Genomic DNA, 19,518 nt, shown 5'->3' on the forward strand with positions numbered 1-19,518 from the left:
CATCATGAGCACCACCACCGCTTACGACGACCTGTGCCGCCGCCACCAGCGCCAGCACCGCCTCGCCCATCTGCAGTCCATCGCCTCCTGGGACCAGTCCGCCAATATGCCCGCCAAGGGCAACGAGGCACGCTCGCTGGCGTTGGCCGAGATGGGCGGCCTGCTGCACCAGCTGGCCACCGACGATGCCCTCAAGGAATTGCTGGCGCGTGCCGAGGGCGAGCCCCTGGACGAGGTGCAGCGTGCCAATCTGCGCGAAATGAAGCGCGCCTGGCGCGCCTCCAACGCCTTGCCGCAGGCCCTGGTGGAGGCCAAGTCGCTGGCCAACTCGCGCTGCGAACATGCCTGGCGCAGCCAGCGCCCCGCCAACGACTGGGCCGGCTATGTGGAAAACCTGCGCGAGGTGGTGCGCCTGCAGCGCGAGGAGGCCAAGTGCCTGGCCGACAGCAGCGGCCTGGGTCTGTACGACGCGCTGATGGACCAGTACGAGCCCGGCATGCGCGCCGCCGAGGTGGATCGCGTGTTCGGCGATCTGCGCGGCTGGCTGCCCGGCCTGATCAGGGAGGTGCAGGTCAAGCAGGCCCAGGAAGTGACGCTGCAGCCGGTGGGGCCCTTCTCCAAGGCCGCGCAGCGCGCGCTGGGCCACGACGCGATGCAGCTGATGGGTTTCGATTTCGAGGCCGGCCGCCTGGATGAGAGCGCCCATCCCTTCTGCGGCGGCGTGCCCGAGGACGTGCGCATGACCACGCGCTACCGTGAAGACAGCTTCATGCAGAGCCTGATGGGCACCATCCACGAGACCGGCCATGGCCGCTACGAGCAGAACCTGCGCCGCGACTGGCTGGGCCAGCCGATCGCGAATGCGCGCTCGATGGGCTTGCACGAGAGCCAGAGCCTGTCCTTCGAGATGCAGCTGGGCAGCCACCCGGCCTTTGCCAGCCTGCTGCGCCCTCTGCTGGTCAAGCATCTGGGCGACCAGCCGGCCTTCGAGGAAGGCAATCTGCACCGCCTGCTGACGCGTGTGCACCCGGGCTATATCCGCGTCGACGCCGACGAGGTGACCTACCCGGCGCATGTGATCCTGCGCTACGAGATCGAACGCCCGCTCATCGAGGGCCAGATCGAGGTGGACGACATCCCGGCGCTGTGGGACGCCAAGATGAGTGAGCTGCTGGGCATAGACACGCGCGGCAACTACAAGGACGGCTGCATGCAGGACGTGCATTGGGGCTGCGGCCTCTACGGCTACTTCCCCTGCTACACCCTGGGCGCCATGTATGCGGCGCAATGGTTCGCGGCCATGCGCCGCGAGATGCCGGACCTGGACGCGCGCATTGCGCGCGGCGAGCTGAGCGCCGTGTTCGACTGGCTGCAAGCCAAGATCTGGAGCCAGGGCAGCCGCTGGGAGACGCCCGAGCTGGTGCAGCGCGCCAGCGGCGAGGCGATGCTCAACCCGGCGCATTTCAAGGCCCATCTGCAGAGCCGCTATCTCTGACGCCCTGAAAGCAAACAAGGCACCGAGGGCTCTCGCCCTGGTGCCTTGTGCAGCGCTCTTGGTCTCTACTCCTCGAGTGCCTTCTCTTCTTCCTCAACGACGGCCTTGTTGCTTCGGCTGCCTTGGTCTGAATTCTGGTCGCGCGCAGGGCGCGTGCCAGCCCCTCAGTTGCTGGGGCTTCGGTGCGCATTCGTGATCTGCGTCACGCTGGCGACTGGGGCAGGTAGCGTGCCTCCAGGCTGCTGAGTGCACGATCCAGCCGCACCAGGGCGCGTGCGGTGCGGCCGGCGCCGGGCAGCTCGGCCGGCAGCAGGCGGCGTTCGTTGTCCAGCAGCATGGCGGTGCGCAGGCGCAGGCCATGGCCGGCCAGGGTTTCGCTCAGCTCGGGCGCGCGCTCCAGCAGCTTGGCGCGTGTGGTCTGGTAGGCATGCTCGGCCAGATGGCGGCGTTGCGCGTAGCTGAAGGTATTGGCCAGGAACAGCTCGGCATCGCGATGGTCGGGCTCGAACAGCAGGATGTCGGTGTCGGGGTGGCTGCGCGCATAGCCCTTCATGCCCAGTTCCAGGCGCGAGTGGATCAGCGAGCGCAGGGTCTGGCTCAGCACCACCGGCAGGCCACCGTCCACCAGGCGCGGAATCCGGGCCCTCTTGGCAAAACCTGAGCCCGGCCCCTGCGGGTCGGATTCGTAGGGCACCAGCGGATTCAGGCAGATCAGCAGATCCAGGCCCTGCTCCAGCAGGACCGAGGCATGGATGGTCTTCTTGAGCGCACCGTCCACATAGTGGCGCCCGTCGATCTCGACCGGCGGAAACAGCCCCGGCAGGGCGGCGCTGGCCTGCACCGCGCGCGAGATCGGCACATGGTCGAAACCCGGCATGCCGAAGGGCACCGAATCGCCGCTGTCCAGGTCGGTGGCCACCAGCACCAGGCGGCGCTTGAGCGTGCGGAAATCGTCGCTGCGGCCGGGCAGGCTGAATTGCTGGTGCAACTGCGCGGCCAGCGCGTCGCCGGAGAGCAGGCCGGTGGGCAGGGCGCGTGCCAGGCGCTCGCAGGCGCCCAGCAGCGAGCGCCCCTGCACGGCGGTCTGCCAGATCGCGCCGCCCACCAGACGCGGCAGCTTGCGCAGGCGCATCAGGTATTCGTCCCAGGCCGGGTGCAGCAGCACCGTGGGGTCGAAGCTGTCGGGCGGTTCCAGGCTGTTTTCGATGAAGGCTGCGCAGAGCTGCTGCGGCGTCAGGCCATTGATCAGCCCGGCCGCGATGAAGCCGCCGGCGCTGACGCCGATGTAGCTGTCGCAGGCGGTGAAGTCCAGGCCCTCGACCGCCTCCTCGATGGCGCAGAGCGCGCCGATCTCGTAGATCGCCCCCAGCGGCCCGCCACCCGCCAATGCCAGACCGATGCGTGCCTTGGAAGCGTTAGGCGGGCGGGCAGAGCGGCGGCTGGGCATGCGGTACTACGGGAGCTGGAAGGTTCTGACTTCAGGCTTGCGGGCTGGCGGTTTCGGCGGCGGGCGCGGCAGGGGCGGCTTTCTTGGCGACAGCCTTCTTGGCGGGCGCCTTGGGAGCCACCTTGGGAGCCGCCTTTGGAGCCACCTTCTTGGCAGCGGCCTTCACGGCTGTCTTCTTGGCAGGGGCCTTGGGCTCTGCCTTGGCGGGCGCGGCCTTCGTCGCCACCTTCTTGGCCGCGGGCTTGGCGGCCACGGCCTGCTCGGTCTTCTTCTTGGCAGGGGCCTTGGCCGGTGCCACGCCGACCGCCACGCTGAGCGCGTCGATGCGGGCGATCAGCGAGTCGATGTCCTTGGCGCTGGGCACGCCCAGGCGATTCAGCGCGCGCGCCACGCGCTCCTCGAAGATGGACTCGAGCTTGTCCCAGTGCTGGCCGGCCTTGGCGCCGACATCGCCGGCCATGCCGGTGACCTTGCTGGCCACGGCGCTGAGCTTGGTCTCGGCGGCGGATTGAGTTTTCTTCTGCAAGTTCAGGCCCTCCTTGACGAGCGCTTCGAACACCTTGCCGCCTTCACCCTGCGCCTTGGAGAACGCGCCCAGGCCCGCGGCCCAGATCTGTTGCGCCGAATCCTTCACCGCCTGCGCGAGGTGGTTGTCCAGCAGGCCAGCGGGCAGGGCACCGCCCAGGGCATCGGCGAAGCCATTGCCGACGGCAGGCTTCTTCTTGGCGGCGAGTTTTTGCAGCTTCTTGACCATGAGTGAGTCCTTTGATGGGGTGGCGCCACCGGGCGCCTGATGCGCGGTGTGCAGGCTTCACTATAGGGCCGGCGCCCGCGGATTGGGTGCGCAAAGCTAGTGCGTGACCTCTATCCAGGGCGGGCCTGGGGAAAGCGCGCAGCAGGGGCGCGCAAGGAATCGACAAGAATCCGAGCGATCATCCAGGCTAAGAATCGTCCAACTTCAGGAGACAGCATGCAGTACTTCGTCACGGGGGCCACCGGCTTCATCGGCAAGCGTTTGGTCAAGAAATTGCTCACACGCCGCGGCAGCACGGTGTATTTCCTGCTGCGCCAGGAGAGCGCCGGCAAGCTGCCCGAACTGTTGGAGTACTGGGGCGTGGCCAAGACCCGCGCGATTCCGGTCTATGGCGATCTCACCGCCAAGAAGCTGGGCGTGAGCGCCGAGCAGATCAAGGCGCTGAAGGGCAGCATCGACCATGTCTACCACCTCGCCGCGGTCTACGACCTCAAGGCCGATGAGGAAAGCCAGATCCGCGCCAATATCGACGGCACGCGCAGCATGGTCGAGTTCGCGCAGGCCATCGACGCCGGCCATGTGCACCATGTGAGCTCGATCGCCGCCGCCGGCCTGTACGAGGGCGTGTTCCGCGAGGACATGTTCGACGAGGCCGAGAACCTCGATCACCCCTACTTCAGCACCAAGCACGAGAGCGAGAAAATCGTGCGCAAGGAGTGCAAGAAGCCCTGGACGGTGTACCGCCCCGCGATGGTGGTGGGCGACTCCAGCACCGGCCAGATGGACAAGATCGACGGGCCCTACTACTTCTTCAAACCGATCCAGCGCCTGCGCCAGATCCTGCCGCCCTGGATGCCCTCGATCGGCCTTGAGGGCGGGCGCGTCAACATCGTGCCGGTGGACTTCGTGGTCGATGCGCTGGACCACATCAGCCACCAGCAGAAGAAGAGTGGCGGCTGCTTCCATCTGGTGGATCCGGTGGGCTACCGCGTTGGCGACGTGCTGGACATCTTCTCCAAGGCCGCGCATGCGCCGAAGATGAATCTGTTCGTCAACGCCGCGCTGCTGGGCTTCATTCCAAAAAGCGTCAAGAAGGGCCTGATGGCGCTGGCGCCGGTGCGGCGCATCCGCCATGCGGTGATGAAGGACCTGGGCCTGCCCGATGACATGCTCACCTTCATCAACTACCCGACCCGTTTCGACTGCCGCGAGACCGAGGCGGCACTCAAGGGCTCGGGCGTGGCCTGCCCGAACCTGAAGGACTACGCCTGGCGGCTGTGGGACTACTGGGAGCGCCACCTCGACCCGGACCTGTTGATCGACCGCAGCCTCAAGGGCACGGTGGCCGGCAAGGTGGTGCTGGTGACGGGCGGCTCCTCGGGCATAGGCCTGGCGGCGGCGATCAAGTTCGCCGAGGCCGGCGCCATCACCCTGATCTGCGCGCGCGACGAGGTCAAGCTGGCCGAGGCGGTCAAGGAGATCAAGGCCGCCGCCGGCAAGGACGCCCAGGTGCACAGTTATTCGGCCGACATCGCCAACGAGGAAAGCTGCGCCGCCATGGTGGCCTGGATCAACGAGAACTTCGGCAGCGTCGACTTCCTGATCAACAACGCCGGCCGCTCGATCCGCCGCGCCATCGAGAGCAGCTACGACCGTTTCCACGACTTCGAGCGCACCATGCAGCTGAACTATTTTGGTTGCCTGCGCGTCACCATGGGCCTGCTGCCGGGCATGGTGGCCAAGAAGCGCGGCCATGTGGTGAACATCAGCTCGATCGGCGTGCTCACCAATGCGCCGCGCTTCTCGGCCTATGTGGCCTCGAAGGCGGCGCTGGACGCCTGGACGCGCTGTGCCTCCAGCGAATACGCCGATCTGGGCATCACCTTCACCACCATCAATATGCCGCTGGTGCGCACGCCCATGATCGCGCCCACCAAGATCTACAACAATGTGCCGACGCTGGCGCCCGAGGAGGCGGCCGACATGATCGCCCAGGCCTGCATCGGCAAGCCGGTGCGCATCGCCACGCGGCTGGGCATCACCGGCGAGCTGATGCATGCGCTGATGCCGCGCGTGGCCCAGATCGTCATGAACACCAGCTTCCGCATGTTCCCCGACAGCGACGCCGCCAAGGGCGAGAAGGATGCCAAGCCCAAGCTCTCGCCCGAGGCCATCGCGATGCAGCAGATGATGCGGGGCATTCACTTCTAAGACCCCTAGAGTGCAGGGGCGCGGCACTGGTTGCTGCGCCGGCCTGGGCGTAGCATCGGCTCCCCATGTCGCGGGCGCGGCATGGCGAACCGACTGGAACGCAAGGGGGTTCACCATGGCTTACCACCTCGAAGGGCGTTTGCTGGAGGTCTGCAACTGCAAGGTGCTGTGCCCTTGCTGGATCGGCGAGGACCCCGATTTCGGTACCTGCGACACCATCGTTGCCTGGCGTGTCGACAAGGGGCTGATCGAGGGCGTGGATGTCAGCGGCCTCACCATCGCCGCCGTGGCCCATGTGCCCGGCAACATCCTGCAGGGCAACTGGACGGCGGCCATCTTCGTCGATCAGAACGCGAGCAAGGCCCAGGAAGACGCCCTGCTGAAGGTCTACACCGGCCAGGCCGGCGGGCCGGTGGCCGACCTTGCCAAGCTGATCGGCAAGGTGGTGTCGGTGGAGCGCGCCGACATCAAGTTCACCGTGCAGGGCGGCAGCGGCAAGCTGGAGATCGGCAGCGACTACTACGCCGAGCTCGAGCCCTATGTGGGCGCCAGCGGCGCCAAGACCACCTTGGCCGAGACGGTGTTCTCCACCGTGCCGGGCGCACCGGTGTTCGTGGGAAAGGCGCCCAGCTACCGTTCCAAGAACGCGGCTCTGGGCATAGACCTGAACCTGAAGAACCACAACGCCCTGCAGAGCACCTTCGTGTTCGATGCCTGATGACGCTCGGGCCGCGCAGCACCGGCGCGTCCTCTTGCCCCTGCTGCTTGCCCTGGCCGCGCTGGCCTGGGCGGCGCTGTGGGCCTGGGTGGCCAGCCCTTATGGCCGTTATCTCGAGCATGGCGAGTGGAGCGGCGCGGGGCCGCTGGCGCAGCTCTGCCGCGCCGTGCCCGGCGCCACCTGGTTGTTGCATGGCCTGGCCTGGGTGCTGATGATCACGGCGATGATGTTGCCCACCACCTTGCCGCTGTTCAATGCCTTCGCGCGCGTCAGCAGCGGGCGCAGCGACCAGCCGCGCCTGCTGGCGCTGCTGGGCCTGGGCTATCTGGCCGTCTGGGGCCTGTTCGGCCTCGCTGCACATGGCCTGCAGGAGCTGCTGCTGGCCGGGGTGGATCGCCTGCCCTGGCTGGCCTGGAATGCCTGGGCCATTGGCGCGCTGGGCTTTGCCCTGGCTGGCGCCTTCCAGTTCAGCGCGCTCAAGCAGCGCTGCCTGGACAAATGTCGCACGCCGCTGAGCTTCGTGATCGAGCATTGGCGCGGCCGCCACCCTGCGCGCCAGGCCTTTGTGCTGGGCGCCCACCATGGGCTGTTCTGCGTCGGTTGCTGCTGGGCCCTGATGCTGCTGATGTTCGTGGTGGGCATGGGCAATCTGGGCTGGATGCTGCTGCTGGCCCTGCTGATGGCGATCGAGAAGAACCTGCCCTGGGGGCGCCGCATCAGCGCGCCGTTGGGCCTGGCGCTGCTGGGCGGGGCGCTGTGGATGCTGCTGGCGCATCTGTGATGCCGTCATGATCGAGCGCCGCACCTTTGTACTCACCGCCCTGGCCATGCTGGCCTTTGCCGCCAACTCGCTGCTGTGCCGGGCCGCGCTGCAGCAGGCCAGCATCGACCCGGCCAGCTTCGCCAGCGTGCGCCTGGCCTCGGGCGCGGCCATGCTGTCCCTGCTGATGCGCTGGCGCAGCACCGATGCCGGGGCGCAGGCCACCGACTGGCTGGCGGTGCTGATGCTGTGGCTCTATGTGGCCGGTTTTTCGTTCGCCTATCTGACGCTCAGTGCCGGCACGGGCGCGTTGATCCTGTTCGGCGCGGTGCAGCTGACCATGTTCGGTGCCGGCCTGCGGGCCGGCGAACGCTTCGCGCCGCAGGCCTGGATAGGCCTGGGCCTGGCCCTGGCAGGCCTGCTCTATCTGGTGGCGCCGGGGGTGGCCGCGCCGGCGCCGCTGGGCGCGCTGCTGATGGGGGTGGCCGGGGCTGCCTGGGGCGTCTATTCCCTGCGTGGGCGGCGCGCCAGCGGCAACCCGCTGGCCAGCACCGCGCGCAACTTCCTGTACGCCACACCACTGGCGCTCTTGATGAGCCTGCTGCTGCAGGGCCAGCTGCAGCTGCAGGCACAGGGCCTGCTGCTGGGCATGGCCTCGGGGGCGCTCAGCTCGGGCCTGGGCTATGTGCTCTGGTACGCGGCCCTGCCGGGGCTGGGCGCGCTGCGCGCCGCCAGCGTGCAGTTGCTGGTGCCGCCATTGGCGGCGCTGGGCGGCGCGCTGCTGCTGGCCGAGCTGCCCACGCTGCGCCTGGCCCTGGCCTCGCTGGCCATCCTGGGCGGCGTGGCCCTGGTGCTGCTGAGTCGTGCACGGCTGGCCTAGAAGCCCTGCAACACCAGCTTGCCGCGCGTGTGCTGCCCCTCCAGCAGCGCATGCGCGCGCTTCAGCGTGGCGGCGTCGATGCGGCCCAGCACCTCACTGAGGGTGCTGCGCAGCTCGCCGGCATCGGCCATGCGCGCCACCTCGGCGAGCAGCTTGCCCACCTCGGCGAGGTCGTGCGTGGCGTGCAGCGGGCGCACAAACATCATTTCCCAGTGCAGGGACAGGCTCTTGCCCTTCAGCGCCATCACGTTCAGCGCGTCGGGCGCGAAGTCGTCGATCATGGCGATGCGCCCCTGCGGCTCGATGGCGGCGACGATGTCGTTGAAGTGGACGGGCGTGTGGGTAAGGCTGGCGACATGGCGCAGCGGTGCCGCACCCAGGGCAGCGATCTGGGGCGCCAGCGCCTGGCTGTGATCGATCACATGGTGGGCACCCAGCTCGCGCAGCCAGGCCGCCGACTCTGGGCGCGAGGCGGTGGCGATCACCGTCAGATGCGGGGCCAGGCGGCGCGCCAGCTGCACCAGGATGGAGCCCACGCCGCCGGCCGCACCGGTGACCAGCAGGCTCACCGGCCGCGCCGGCTTGTCCTGTTGCACCTGCAGGCGTTCGAACAGCAGCTCCCAGGCGGTGATGGCGGTCAGCGGCAGGGCGGCGGCCTCGGCATCGCTGAGGGTCTTGGGCGCGAGCGCGGCGATGCGGTGATCCACGCATTGCAGCTGCGCATAGCTGCCGGGGCGGTTGATCTCGCCGGCATACCAGACGCGGTCGCCGACGGCAAAGCCGCTCACCTCGGCGCCGATGGCACGCACGATGCCCACCGCGTCCCAGCCCAGCAGCACCGGACTCTGCGCGTCGGGTGCAGGGCGGCTGGCGCGCACCTTCACATCCACCGGGTTGACGGCGATGGCGCGCACCTCCACCAGCAGGTCGCGCGCGCCTGGCGCGGGGGCGGGCAGCTCCAGGTCCAGCAGGGACTCGGCGGCGTTGATGGGCAGGGTTTGGTAGTAGGCGACAGCTTTCATGGCAGGTCCTTGAGTAAGAAAAGGTGTTTGCGATGGCCGCTATCTTGATGCTTCAATGCTTTCTGAAAAACAGCCTAGAGCGACAATCAGTTTCAAATGAAAATTGAAAATACCGATGAACTGAGGTTGCTCGTGGAATGCGCCCGCGGTGGCAGCCTGACGGCCGCCTCGCGGGTCATGCAGATCACGCCGGCGGCCGCCAGCGCCATGCTCAAGAAGCTGGAGGCGCGCCTGGGCGTGCGCCTGGTGGAGCGCAGCACGCGTGCGTTGCGCCTGTCTGCCGCGGGCGAGCAATTGCGCGACTACGGCCAGCGCGCGCTGGAGCTGCTGGACGAGGGGGTGGCCCTGGTCAGCGAGGGCCAGGGCATGGCCAAGGGCCGGCGCACCGAGGAGCGCCTGCGCGGCCGCATCCGGCTGAGCGCCTCCAGCGACCTGACGCGCCGTCAGCTGCTGCCGCTGCTCGATGCCTTCATGCATGAGCACCCCGGCGTGGAGCTGCATCTGAGCGTGAGCGATTCGCTCTTGGACATCTACAAGGACGAGGTCGACGTGGCGATACGCTACGGCCTGCTGGCCGACTCCGGCCTGGTGGCGCGCAAGCTCACCGAGGTGAACCGGCTGGCCGTCGCCAGCCCGGCCTTTCTGAAGCGCCATGGCCGGCCCGCGCATCCCAGCGAACTCAGCGCTTGCGAATGCCTGACCTTCAAGATCCGCAACCGCCACGAGCGCCAATGGCGTTTTCGGCTGAGCGAGGCGTCCACGCCGCTGGCCGTGCCGGTGCAGGGGCGGCGCAGCACCGACGACGGCGAGATCGCCCATGGCTGGGCGCTGGCGGGTCTGGGCGTGGTCTACAAGAGCGAGCTGGACGTGCGCGCCAGCCTCGCCCAGGGCCTGCTGGTGAACCTCTTCCCCGACTGGATCGGCGACCGCCTGCCCCTGCACGCGGTGATGCCCAGCCAGCGCTTCATGCCGCAGCGGGTGAGGGCCTTGGTCGAACATCTGGCGCAGGGGCTGCAGGCGCAGCCTTCCGATACAGTGGCCGCACGTCCTCAGCACCGCTAGCCATGCACTTCATTCCCGCCGTTCAAGCCGCCGAGCCCGCCAGCGCCCAGGCCTGGTACTTCGTGTTCTTCGAGGGTCAGGTCTTGCTACCCGCCGATCTGCCGCTGGAAGCCGGGCTGCGCGTGGACCCTGGAGACCTGCCGGTGCCGCGCCACTACCTGGGCCGGCTCGATGGCCTGGACTGCTGGACCTTGGCGCTGGAGGTCGCCCCGGCCGACCGTCAGCCCATGTCGCTGCGCGCCGCCATGATGGCCCTGCCCGAGCCCCTGATGGCGCTGGCTGGCCGCGCCGCCCAGGTGCTGGAATGGGATCGGGCCCACCGTTTCTGCGGCGCCTGCGGCACACCCACCGAGCGCCTGGCGCATGAGCGCGCGCGCCGCTGCCCGGCCTGCGCGCAGGTGGCCTATCCGCGCCTGAGCCCGGCCATGATGGCCCTGGTGTGGCGCCGCCCGGCTGGGCGAAGCCCAGAGCTGCTGCTGGCGCGCGGCCCGCAGTTCAAGCCGGGTTTCTTCAGCGCCCTGGCCGGCTTTGTGGAGCCGGGCGAATCGCTCGAGCAATGCCTGCACCGCGAGGTGGCCGAGGAGGTGGGTGTGCAGGTGAAGAACCTGCGCTACTACGGCAGCCAGAGCTGGCCCTTCCCGCACAGCCTGATGGTGGCCTACACGGCCGAGTGGGCGGGCGGCGAGATCGTGCCGCAGCCCGGCGAGATCGAGGATGCGGGCTGGTTTCCCATCGATGCCCTGCCCGGCGTGCCGCCGCGCTTCAGCATCTCCGGCCATCTGATCGAGGACCAGGTGCGCTGGCTCAGTTCGGCAGGATCCCCAACTCCCTGAGCATGGCCCTGGCAATCGCCTCGCGCTGCGGCGCCAGCGCGTCGCGGCGCATCTCGAGGTTGAGTGCGAAGCTGCACGCCGTGCCATCTGCGCGCTCCAGCCAGCCCACATACCAGCCCACCGCGGGTTTCACATCATTGGCCCAGCCGGTCTTGGCGTAGAGCCGCCAGGCGCCATCCTTGGCCTGTTCGCGCAGCATCACGCGCTTGCCCAGCTCCAGCGTGCGTGCCGCGATCGGCAGGCGGCCCTCGCCCAGGCGGCGCAGGAAGTCCACCTGCTCCACCGCCGAGATGCGCAGATCGCCGTCCAGCCAGAAACTGTCGAGCCGCGGGCCGATGCGCGCATTGCCATAGCGCATGGCCTGCAGATAGCGCAGCATGCGCGCTGCGCCCACATGGCGTGCGATGTCCTGGTAGACCCACACGGCCGAGGCGTGGAAGGCGCTGGTAAGCGTCTGGTCGCGGTTCCAGGCCTCGGCCCAGCGCTTGACGCCGTCCCACAGGTAGGGGTGGCGCTCGTCGATGGCCTCGCCGCTGTCCAGGGCGATCAGGGTATTGGGGATTTTGAAGGTGGAAGCCGGGATGAAGCGCTCGAAGGCGCGCGCGGCGTTCACCACCTGCCAGCGGCGCGTGGCGGAGTCGAACAGCACCAGCGTGCCCACGGTGTTGTGCTGGCCGAACAGCGCCTGCAGCTCGGGCCGCTCCTGCCAGGATTCGGCGGGTGCGTCCGGCTCGGCCAGGGCGGGGGCGGCCCAAAGGCTGCAGAGGGCGAGAAGCGTGCGACGTTGCATAGACCAGCGATTCTGCCCGGGCCTGCGGCCACAATGCGGTTCTCAGCGACGCGCGAACCCATCATGCAGAACCAAGCACCGCCCGAACTCGAATACGTAGGCTTCTGGCTGCGACTCTGGGCCTCGCTGATCGACACCGCCATCATCGCCGCGCTGATCTATCCGGCCCTGCAGCTCATCTATGGCAAGGCCTATTGGAGTGGCGCCAGCCTGGTCCAGGGGCCGGCGGACTTTCTGCTTTCCTTCGTGCTGCCGGCTGTCGCCGTTGTCTGCTTCTGGCTGGCGCGCCAGGCCACGCCCGGCAAGCTGGCGATCGGCGCGCGCATCGTCGATGCCCGCAGCGGCGGCAAGCCCGGCACCGGCCAGCTGCTGCTGCGCTACCTGGGCTATTACCTGGCCGCCATGCCGCTGTTCCTGGGCTTGATCTGGGTCGGCCTGGATGCGCGCAAACAGGGCTGGCACGACAAGCTGGCCGGCACGGTGGTGGTGCGCAACAAGCCGCGCGTGAGCTTCGAAGAACAACAAGGGAAGCAAGCATGAGCTATGACCTGATCGTCTTCGGTGCCAGCGGCTTCACTGGCCGGCTGGTGGCGGACTACCTGAACCGGCGCTACGGCGTGGGTGGCGAACTGGCCTGGGCCATGGCCGGGCGCAACGCCGCCAAGCTGGCCGAGCTGCGCGCCCAGATCGGCGCGCCTGCCACCCTGCCGCTGCTGGTGGCCGATGCGGCGGACCCGCAGGCCCTCAGGGCTTTGGTGGCCCAGGCCAAGGTGGTCATCACCACCGTGGGCCCCTACCAGCGCCATGGCGAGGCCCTGGTGCGGGCCTGCGCCGAGGCGGGCACCGACTATGTGGACCTGTGCGGCGAGCCCGGCTGGATGGCCACCATGATCCCGCAGCTGCAGGGCCCGGCCGAGCGCAGCGGCGCGCGCATCGTCTTTTCCTGCGGCTTCGACTCCATCCCCTTCGACCTGGGCGTTCTGTTCCTGCAGGACGAGGCGCTGCGCCGCTACGGCCAGCCGCTCATGCGCGTGGCCGGCCGCGTGGTGGCGCTCAAGGGCGGGGCTTTGAGTGGAATGTCTGGTGGCACGATTGCCAGCGCGTTGGCCAGTTATGAGGCGATGGGACGCGACCCCGAGCAGGCGCGCCTGATGGCCGATCCGTTTGCGCTGACTGCGGTGATGCCGGGCTTTCGCGGCCCGGCCCAGCCCGATGGCGAGCATGCCGCGTTTGACGAGCACGCCCAGGCCTGGTCGGGCCCCTTCGTGATGGCCGCCATCAATACCAAGAATGTGCACCGCACCAATGCCTTGCGCGGCCTTCCCTGGGGCAAGAACTTTTGCTATGACGAGCGCCTGCTCACCGGCCGTGGCCGCCAGGGCGAGCGCCGCGCGCGCGGGCTGGCGCGCTTGGCCTGGCTGCAGGATCGGCTGCTGGGCTTTGCACCCACGCGCGCCTTGCTGCGCCGCTTTGTGCTGCCCAAGCCGGGCGAAGGCCCCAGCCAGGCGCAGCGTGAAAAAGGCCGCTACGAGATCGTGTTCTACGGCCAGACGGCCGACGGCCGGCGCCTGGCGGCGCGCGTCAAGGGCCAGGGCGACCCGGGCTATGGTTCGACCTGCAAGCTCATCAGCGAGGCCGCGCTATGCCTCTTGCAAGACATCAGCCGCGAGATGACGGCCGGCGGTGTATGGACGCCCGGCGCCGCCATGGGCATGGCCCTGGTGCGGCGCCTGCAGGAGCGCGCCGATCTAGGCTTTGCCATCGAGGAATAGGGAGCCCAGCGATCAATGAGGCAGCTCCTGCTCACCATCACGCTGCGCCTCCTGGCCTGCGCGGCCGTGATCTATCTGCAATGGCGCTGGCTGGGCGCGGTTGGCCTGGTGCTGGGTGCGCCGCTGGTGGGCGTGGCGCTCGCCAGGCCGATCCTGGATCTGCTGGGCATGGCGCGCCACAAGACCACCGAGCTGGTCTATCGCGATGTGAGCGGCCGCCATTTCGTGCACCGCGGCCAGATGCTCGACATTGCCGACGACGCGGCGCAGTTCCGCTGGCTGCGCATCAGCGATGTGCGCAAGGTGCTGGCAGGCCTGCCCGCCGATCTGACGCTGCGACAGCTGCGCCCCGACGGCGTGCAGCTGGGCGAAATAAGTAAGGGCCAGCCCGCCCGCATCCAGGCCGAGGCCCTGCTCGAACTGCTGGCCAAGGCCCAGGACCCGGACACACTGAAGTTCAAGCAATGGCTGGCGCAGGAGGTGGTGTTCCCGGCGGCGCAGCAACGCGCGCGCCGCCGGCACTGAGTGCCGCCCGGGCGAAGCCTAGAAGAACCCCAGCTTGTTCGGCGAATAGCTCACCAGCAGGTTCTTGGTCTGCTGGTAATGGTCCAGCATCATCTTGTGGGTCTCGCGGCCGATGCCGGATTCCTTGTAGCCGCCGAAAGTCGCATGCGCGGGGTAGGCGTGGTAGCAGTTGGTCCAGACGCGGCCGGCCTTGATGGCGCGGCCCATGCGGTAGGCGCGGCTGCCGTCGCGGCTCCACACGCCGGCGCCCAGGCCGTAGCGCGTGTCGTTGGCGATCTGCAGGGCCTCGGCCTCGGTCTTGAAGGTGGTCACCGCCAGCACCGGGCCGAAAATTTCCTCGCGGAAGATGCGCATCTGGTTGTGGCCCTTGAACAGCGTGGGCTGGATGTAATAGCCGCCGGCCAGCTCACCGCCCAGCTCGGCCCGGCCGCCGCCGATCAGGCATTCGGCACCCTCGGCCCGGCCGAGTTCGAGATAAGACATGATCTTGTCCATCTGCAGGGCCGAGGCCTGGGCGCCCATCATGGTCTCGGTGTCCAGCGGGCTGCCCTGCTTGATGGCCCGGATGCGCGCGAGCGCGCGCGCCATGAATTTGTCGTAGATCGATTCCTGGATCAGCGCGCGCGAGGGGCAGGTGCAGACCTCGCCCTGGTTGAAGGCAAACAGCACCAGGCCCTCGATGGCCTTGTCGAAGAAAGCGTCGTCGGCGTCGGCGATGTCCTCGAAGAAGATGTTGGGGCTCTTGCCGCCCAGCTCCAGCGTGGCCGGGATCAGGTTGCCGGCGGCGGCCTGGGCGATCACGCGGCCGGTGGCGGTGCTGCCGGTGAAGGCGATCTTGGCGATGCGGCGGCTCTCGGCCAGCGGCATGCCGGCCTCGCGGCCATAGCCGTTGACGATGTTGAGCACGCCCGGCGGCAGCAGATCGGCGATCAGCTCGGCCATCACCATGATGCTGATGGGCGTCGATTCGGCCGGCTTGAGCACCACGCAGTTGCCCGCGCCTATGGCCGGCGCGAGCTTCCAGGCCGCCATCAGGATGGGAAAGTTCCAGGGAATGATCTGGCCCACCACGCCCAGCGGCTCGTGGAAGTGGTAGGCGATGGTGTGCTCGTCGATCTCGCTCAGCGCGCCCTCCTGCGCGCGCAGGCAGCCGGCGAAGTAACGGAAATGGTCGATGGTCAGCGGGATGTCGGCATTCAGCGTCTCGCGCATCGGCTTGCCGTTGTCCACCGTTTCGGCATAGGCCAGCTGCTCCAGATGCTGCTCCAGCCGGTCGGCGATCTTCAGCAGGATGTTGGCGCGCTCGGCCGGCGCGGTGCGGCCCCAGGCGTCGGCGGCGGCGTGCGCCGCGTCCAGCGCCAGGGCTATGTCCTCGGCGCCCGAGCGTGCGGCCTGGGTGTAGGGCTTGCCGGTGATGGGCGTGATGACCTCGAAGTACTGACCCTTGAGCGGAGGCACGAACTTGCCGCCGATGAAGTTGTCGTAGCGGGGCTTGAATTCGACCGGCGCGCCGGCGGTGTTCGGGGCTGCGTACAGCATGGTTGGTCTCCTGATTGATTGATTGCTTGCTTGACTGAACCGAATGGGCTGAACCCGCTGCTGCCATTGCACGGCCCGTGCCAGGCCCGCTTTGAGCGGCCGGAGCGGGCTTTGGCGCAAGTCCGGGGTCAGTTGCGGCGCGCAGACTGCGCTGCATGGTTCGCGTGGGCTGAACAAGCGTCACGAAACGGCACAGCCGGCGGCGCGGATCTGCCGAAACGCTTGCCGGCGCGGCGCGTCCCGCTAGGCTCGCGGGCGAGGTCCCTCAGAGGCCAAACGATGGAGACAAACCAGCATGCAGCTCTCGCCATCCCGAACCCCGGCCGCCAGGCTGCGCCAGGCGCGACGCACGCTGCTGGACGCCGGCAGCGTGGCCGAGGGGCTGATCGCCCCGGCGCTCTTGAACAGCTGGCAGCGCAGCCGCGCCTTTGGCTTGAAGCCCGAGGGCCGCATGCCGGGCGCGCCGCATGCGTCGGCGGCCCAGCTGCTGCGGGCACTGGAGCAGCAGCGCGAGCTGGTGGCGCATGCACGGCCGGTGATGGAGTTCCTCGTCAAGCAGACCATGGATAGCGACAGCATGGTGATACTGGCCGATGCCGAAGGCATGCTCTTGCAGGCGCTGGGTGACGCCACGTTTCTGGACCGCGCTCAGCGCGTGGCCCTGCGCCCCGGCGCCAGCTGGCATGAGCAATGGCGCGGCACGAATGCGATAGGCACGGCGCTGGCCGATGCCGCGCCGGTGGTGGTGCATGGCGCCGAGCATTATCTGGAGCGCAACGGCTTCCTCACCTGCACCGCCGCGCCGATACGCGATCCCGCCGGCGCCGTGCTGGGTGCGCTGGACATCTCGGGCGAGCGGCGCAGCTATCACCGCCACACCCTGGCCCTGGTGCGCACCGCGGCCGGCATGATCGAGCAGCGCCTGTTCGAGCATCGCCATGGCGCCGGCCTGCGCCTGCGCCTGCATGCCCAGCCCGAGGGCATAGGCTCCTGCGCCGAGGGCCTGCTGGCGCTCTCTGACGACGGCTGGCTTTGCGGCGCCAATGCCGCCGGCTTGCAGATGCTGGGCCTGGACTGGACGGCGATCGCCGCCTGCCGCATCGAGCGGCTGCTGCAGCTGGACATGGACACCCTGGCCGACTGGTGCCGCCGCCCCAGCGCCGCCGCGCGCCTGGTGCGCCGCCATGACGGCAGCCCCTTGTGGCTGCGGCTGGAGCCGGGGCGCAGCCTGGTGGCGGCCACGCGGCTTGCTTGCGCGCCACACGCGTCGTTACAGGCGTCGTCACACGCGCCGCCACGGGATGCGCTGGCGCGCCTGGACAGCGGCGACCCGGCCCTGCGCGTCGCGCTGGAGCGCGCCCGCCGCGTCATGGACAAGCCCATCGCGCTGCTGCTGCAGGGCGAGTCCGGCGTCGGCAAGGAGCTGTTCGTGCGCGCCCTGCATGCCAGCTCGGCGCGTGCCGAGAGGCCGCTGGTGGCGCTGAACTGCGCGGCCCTGCCCGAGGCGCTGATCGAGGCCGAGCTGTTTGGCTACCGGCCGGGTGCCTACACCGGCGCGGCGCGCGAGGGCGCACCCGGGCGCATCCGCGAGGCCGCCGGCGGCACCTTGTTTCTCGACGAAATCGGCGACATGCCGCTGAACCTGCAGGGCCGGCTGCTGCGCGTGCTGCAGGAGCATGAGGTGCTGCCGCTGGGTGGCGGCGCGCCGGTGGCGGTGGACTTCCGCCTGGTCTCGGCCAGCCACCGCGAGCTCGCCGACGAGGTGGCACAGGGCCGCTTCCGCGCCGACCTCTACTACCGCATCAACGGCCTGGCCCTGCGGCTGCCGCCGCTGCGCGAGCGCCAGGACCTGCCGGCCCTGATCGCGGCCATGCTGGCCGAGCTGCAGCCCGGGCGCGAGCTGGCCGTGCAGCCGGAGCTGCTGGCCGCCCTGCGCGCCTATGCCTGGCCCGGCAATCTGCGCCAGCTGCACAACGCGCTGCGCACCGCCTGCGCGCTGCTGGACGAGCATGAGCAGCTCATAGACTGGCCGCATCTGCCCGACGACTTAGCCCTGGCGCTGCGCCAGGCAAGACCCGACCCTGGCGGGGACGAGGCGCCCGGCGGCCTGCGCGAGCAGGCGCGCCTGAGCGTGCGCCAGACCGTGGTGGCCTGCGCGGGCAATCTGTCCGAGGCGGCGCGGCGCCTGGGCATCAGCCGCAACACCCTGTATCGCAAGCTCAGGGATGCGCAGGTGACGAGCTAGAGCAGCTGGCGCAGCGCCTGCTCGGCCTTGACGTCCTCGATCTCGCGCAGCACCTCGCCCACATTGACCGCCTTGCGGCTGTGCTCGAAGCGGCCCGTCAGCACGCTGTCAGGCTTGAGCAGGCCGCGCTCGAACAGGGCCCAGATCTCGTGGCCGTAGTCGCTGCTCAGCAGCTCGGGCGCGCTGGCGCCGAAGAACTGGCGCAGGTTCTCCACATCGCGCAGCAGCATGCGCTTGGCGTGGTTGTTGCCAGCGGCGTCCACCGCCTGGGGCAGGTCGATGATGACCGGGCCGTCCTCGGCCAGGAGGATGTTGAACTCCGAGAGGTCGCCGTGCACGATGCCGGCGCAGAGCATGCGCACCACCTCGGCGATCAGCGTGGCGTGGTGGCGGCGCGCCTCGTCGGGCGTGAAGCTGGCGTCGTTCAGGCGCGGTGCGGCGCCACCCTCGGCATCGGCCACCAGCTCCATCAGCAGCACGCCCTCGTAGAAATTGAAGGGCTTCGGCACGCGCACGCCGGCGGCGGCGAGGCGGTAGAGCGCGTCCACCTCGGCGCTCTGCCAGGCCTCTTCCTGCATGGCGCGGCCAAAGCGTGTGCCCTTGGCCATGGCGCGCGCCTGGCGGCTGTTCTTGACGCGCCGGTTTTCGGTGTAGTCCACCGCCTGGCGAAAGCTGCGCTGGGTCGCTTCCTTGTAGACCTTGGCGCAGCGCGTTTCATCGCCGCAGCGCACCACATAGACCTGCGCTTCCTTGCCGCTCATCAGCTGGCGCAGCACGCCGTCGATCAGGCCTTCTTCCATCAAGGCTTGCAGCCTGGGGGGTGTTTTCATGCCCCCATTGTCCGCTGCGCGCTCAGGCGCCCGCGGCGAGCCTGCCTTCGCGCGCCGCCTGCGCGGCGGCGGCGCGACGCCTGGCCTCGGGATAGATATAGCCTTCCTCCAGCGAAATATGCTCGTGGTAGAGCGCAGCGAACACCTCCAGCGCGTGGCGCAGGCTCTCCAGCTCCACGCCCACCTGGCCGTCGGCGATCTCGGCCAGCATCGGGCCCAGCTCCAGCCAGTCCTCCTCCAGCCAGCCATGGTCCTGCTGCAGGCGCAGCACCTGCTGGCGCAGGGCCTCGTCGCCGCTGCCCAGCAGATCGGGGAAGACGCGCTTTTCCTCGTCGGCATGGTGTTGGCGCGCATGGTGGCCGAAGAAGTCCACCGCGGCGCGGGCGATCGCGCGCGCGGCTTCGTCGACCTTGTAGCCCTCCAGCCGCGGCATCAGCCCCTGCAGCGCCTGCAGCTGGGCCAGCACCTCGCGGTGGGTCTGGTCGAGCACCGCGAACGGGTCCAGTAGTTCGACGCGATCGCGAGCGGGGCGCGACTTGCCCTTCACCAATGCAGCCATGACAGCACTCCAGCGGGTTGATCCGGAGCTTGATTCTTCGCCTGTGCGGCCGGTGCGGGTTGCGCTGGGTCAAGTC

Annotated in this window: 18 protein-coding genes; 11 read left to right on the forward strand and 7 right to left on the reverse strand. The window is 68.9% G+C overall.

The features are described from left to right. Nucleotides 1–4: 4 nt before the first annotated feature. Entirely contained in the window at nt 5–1,495 is a 1,491-nt protein-coding gene (locus tag WG898_RS10145) for a carboxypeptidase M32 (RefSeq protein ID WP_339602665.1), read from the forward strand. Between the two features lie 202 nt (nt 1,496–1,697). Here the strand turns inward: WG898_RS10145 and WG898_RS10150 are convergent, their stop codons facing one another. Both WG898_RS10150 and WG898_RS10155 read right to left on the reverse strand, forming a co-directional pair. After that, complete coding sequence (locus tag WG898_RS10150; RefSeq protein WP_339602666.1) at nt 1,698–2,942, reverse strand: patatin-like phospholipase family protein; 1,245 nt, start codon at nt 2,940–2,942, stop codon at nt 1,698–1,700. A 31-nt stretch (nt 2,943–2,973) separates the two neighbouring features. Beyond that, a complete protein-coding gene (locus WG898_RS10155; protein ID WP_339602667.1) occupies nt 2,974–3,696 on the reverse strand; it encodes a phasin family protein in 723 nt (240 codons plus the stop codon). Nucleotides 3,697–3,912: 216 nt separating this feature from the next. Between WG898_RS10155 and WG898_RS10160 the strand changes: the two genes are divergently transcribed. The 4 genes from WG898_RS10160 (at nt 3,913) to WG898_RS10175 (ending at nt 8,265) form a co-directional block, all read left to right on the forward strand. Next, the gene (locus WG898_RS10160) at nt 3,913–5,907 is read left to right on the forward strand and encodes an SDR family oxidoreductase (protein WP_339602668.1); all 1,995 of its coding nucleotides are present in this window, start codon (nt 3,913–3,915) and stop codon (nt 5,905–5,907) included. A 115-nt stretch (nt 5,908–6,022) separates the two neighbouring features. Next, on the forward strand, nt 6,023–6,625 hold the full coding sequence (locus WG898_RS10165; protein WP_339602669.1) for a DUF1326 domain-containing protein: 603 nt from the start codon (nt 6,023–6,025) through the stop codon (nt 6,623–6,625). After that, nucleotides 6,618–7,406 carry a DUF2182 domain-containing protein gene (locus WG898_RS10170; protein WP_339602670.1) on the forward strand — a complete coding sequence of 263 codons (789 nt, stop codon included), beginning with the start codon at nt 6,618–6,620 and terminating at the stop codon, nt 7,404–7,406. The genes WG898_RS10165 and WG898_RS10170 overlap by 8 nt, the downstream gene beginning before the upstream one ends. Before the next feature lie 7 nt (nt 7,407–7,413). Beyond that, entirely contained in the window at nt 7,414–8,265 is an 852-nt protein-coding gene (locus tag WG898_RS10175) for a DMT family transporter (protein ID WP_339602671.1), read from the forward strand. Here the strand turns inward: WG898_RS10175 and WG898_RS10180 are convergent. Further along, nucleotides 8,262–9,287 carry a zinc-binding alcohol dehydrogenase family protein gene (locus WG898_RS10180; RefSeq protein WP_339602672.1) on the reverse strand — a complete coding sequence of 342 codons (1,026 nt, stop codon included), beginning with the start codon at nt 9,285–9,287 and terminating at the stop codon, nt 8,262–8,264. The genes WG898_RS10175 and WG898_RS10180 overlap by 4 nt on opposite strands. A gap of 96 nt (nt 9,288–9,383) precedes the next feature. Here WG898_RS10180 and WG898_RS10185 point away from each other — a divergent pair, with 96 nt between their 5' ends. Together WG898_RS10185 and nudC are read left to right on the forward strand one after the other, a co-directional pair. Next, nucleotides 9,384–10,349 carry a LysR family transcriptional regulator gene (locus tag WG898_RS10185; RefSeq protein WP_339602673.1) on the forward strand — a complete coding sequence of 322 codons (966 nt, stop codon included), beginning with the start codon at nt 9,384–9,386 and terminating at the stop codon, nt 10,347–10,349. A gap of 2 nt (nt 10,350–10,351) precedes the next feature. Next, nucleotides 10,352–11,182 (forward strand): NAD(+) diphosphatase, encoded by an 831-nt coding sequence (gene nudC, locus WG898_RS10190; RefSeq protein ID WP_339602674.1) that lies wholly within the window; start codon nt 10,352–10,354, stop codon nt 11,180–11,182. On the opposite strand, the gene blaOXA is transcribed toward nudC, so the two are convergent. Continuing rightward, entirely contained in the window at nt 11,154–11,972 is an 819-nt protein-coding gene (gene blaOXA, locus WG898_RS10195) for a class D beta-lactamase (RefSeq protein WP_339602675.1), read from the reverse strand. The two genes, nudC and blaOXA, sit on opposite strands and share 29 nt — an antisense overlap. Nucleotides 11,973–12,035: 63 nt before the next feature. Here blaOXA and WG898_RS10200 point away from each other — a divergent pair, with 63 nt between their 5' ends. From WG898_RS10200 to WG898_RS10210, 3 genes are read left to right on the forward strand one after another with little or no spacing between them, the layout of a single operon-like run. Beyond that, a complete protein-coding gene (locus WG898_RS10200) occupies nt 12,036–12,512 on the forward strand; it encodes an RDD family protein (RefSeq protein WP_339602676.1) in 477 nt (158 codons plus the stop codon). Further along, on the forward strand, nt 12,509–13,744 hold the full coding sequence (locus WG898_RS10205) for a saccharopine dehydrogenase family protein (RefSeq protein WP_339602677.1): 1,236 nt from the start codon (nt 12,509–12,511) through the stop codon (nt 13,742–13,744). Before WG898_RS10200 ends, WG898_RS10205 begins: the two co-directional genes overlap by 4 nt. 15 nt (nt 13,745–13,759) lie before the next feature. Beyond that, the gene (locus WG898_RS10210) at nt 13,760–14,269 is read left to right on the forward strand and encodes a hypothetical protein (RefSeq protein WP_339602678.1); all 510 of its coding nucleotides are present in this window, start codon (nt 13,760–13,762) and stop codon (nt 14,267–14,269) included. A gap of 18 nt (nt 14,270–14,287) precedes the next feature. On the opposite strand, the gene adh is transcribed toward WG898_RS10210, so the two are convergent. Beyond that, the gene (adh, locus tag WG898_RS10215; RefSeq protein WP_339602679.1) at nt 14,288–15,808 is read right to left on the reverse strand and encodes an aldehyde dehydrogenase; all 1,521 of its coding nucleotides are present in this window, start codon (nt 15,806–15,808) and stop codon (nt 14,288–14,290) included. Nucleotides 15,809–16,103: 295 nt separating this feature from the next. Here adh and WG898_RS10220 point away from each other — a divergent pair, with 295 nt between their 5' ends. Continuing rightward, a complete protein-coding gene (locus WG898_RS10220; protein WP_339602680.1) occupies nt 16,104–18,053 on the forward strand; it encodes a sigma-54-dependent Fis family transcriptional regulator in 1,950 nt (649 codons plus the stop codon). Here the strand turns inward: WG898_RS10220 and WG898_RS10225 are convergent. Both WG898_RS10225 and WG898_RS10230 read right to left on the reverse strand, forming a co-directional pair. Beyond that, nucleotides 18,050–18,883, reverse strand: coding sequence for a PA4780 family RIO1-like protein kinase (locus WG898_RS10225; protein WP_339602681.1), 834 nt, complete (start codon nt 18,881–18,883; stop codon nt 18,050–18,052). The two genes, WG898_RS10220 and WG898_RS10225, sit on opposite strands and share 4 nt — an antisense overlap. A gap of 22 nt (nt 18,884–18,905) precedes the next feature. Then, the gene (locus WG898_RS10230; protein WP_339602682.1) at nt 18,906–19,442 is read right to left on the reverse strand and encodes a hemerythrin domain-containing protein; all 537 of its coding nucleotides are present in this window, start codon (nt 19,440–19,442) and stop codon (nt 18,906–18,908) included. Between the last annotated feature and the right edge of the window lie 76 nt (nt 19,443–19,518).

Origin of the sequence: Paucibacter soli (assembly GCF_037482845.1) — a bacterium.
Taxonomy (GTDB): Bacteria; Pseudomonadota; Gammaproteobacteria; order Burkholderiales; family Burkholderiaceae_C; genus Paucibacter_B; species Paucibacter_B soli.

Bases quoted from the DNA above. Each gene is read 5' to 3' on its own strand.
- WG898_RS10155 (WP_339602667.1), bottom strand. From the start codon at position 3,696: ATGGTCAAGAAGCTGCAAAAACTCGCCGCCAAGAAGAAGCCTGCCGTC.
- WG898_RS10225 (WP_339602681.1), bottom strand. From the start codon at position 18,883: ATGAAAACACCCCCCAGGCTGCAAGCCTTGATGGAAGAAGGCCTGATC.
- WG898_RS10205 (WP_339602677.1), top strand. From the start codon at position 12,509: ATGAGCTATGACCTGATCGTCTTCGGTGCCAGCGGCTTCACTGGCCGG.
- nudC (WP_339602674.1), top strand. From the start codon at position 10,352: ATGCACTTCATTCCCGCCGTTCAAGCCGCCGAGCCCGCCAGCGCCCAG.
- WG898_RS10170 (WP_339602670.1), top strand. From the start codon at position 6,618: ATGCCTGATGACGCTCGGGCCGCGCAGCACCGGCGCGTCCTCTTGCCC.
- WG898_RS10160 (WP_339602668.1), top strand. From the start codon at position 3,913: ATGCAGTACTTCGTCACGGGGGCCACCGGCTTCATCGGCAAGCGTTTG.
- WG898_RS10165 (WP_339602669.1), top strand. From the start codon at position 6,023: ATGGCTTACCACCTCGAAGGGCGTTTGCTGGAGGTCTGCAACTGCAAG.
- WG898_RS10145 (WP_339602665.1), top strand. From the start codon at position 5: ATGAGCACCACCACCGCTTACGACGACCTGTGCCGCCGCCACCAGCGC.
- adh (WP_339602679.1), bottom strand. From the start codon at position 15,808: ATGCTGTACGCAGCCCCGAACACCGCCGGCGCGCCGGTCGAATTCAAG.
- WG898_RS10210 (WP_339602678.1), top strand. From the start codon at position 13,760: ATGAGGCAGCTCCTGCTCACCATCACGCTGCGCCTCCTGGCCTGCGCG.
- WG898_RS10220 (WP_339602680.1), top strand. From the start codon at position 16,104: ATGCAGCTCTCGCCATCCCGAACCCCGGCCGCCAGGCTGCGCCAGGCG.
- WG898_RS10175 (WP_339602671.1), top strand. From the start codon at position 7,414: ATGATCGAGCGCCGCACCTTTGTACTCACCGCCCTGGCCATGCTGGCC.
- WG898_RS10185 (WP_339602673.1), top strand. From the start codon at position 9,384: ATGAAAATTGAAAATACCGATGAACTGAGGTTGCTCGTGGAATGCGCC.
- WG898_RS10180 (WP_339602672.1), bottom strand. From the start codon at position 9,287: ATGAAAGCTGTCGCCTACTACCAAACCCTGCCCATCAACGCCGCCGAG.
- WG898_RS10230 (WP_339602682.1), bottom strand. From the start codon at position 19,442: ATGGCTGCATTGGTGAAGGGCAAGTCGCGCCCCGCTCGCGATCGCGTC.
- WG898_RS10150 (WP_339602666.1), bottom strand. From the start codon at position 2,942: ATGCCCAGCCGCCGCTCTGCCCGCCCGCCTAACGCTTCCAAGGCACGC.
- WG898_RS10200 (WP_339602676.1), top strand. From the start codon at position 12,036: ATGCAGAACCAAGCACCGCCCGAACTCGAATACGTAGGCTTCTGGCTG.
- blaOXA (WP_339602675.1), bottom strand. From the start codon at position 11,972: ATGCAACGTCGCACGCTTCTCGCCCTCTGCAGCCTTTGGGCCGCCCCC.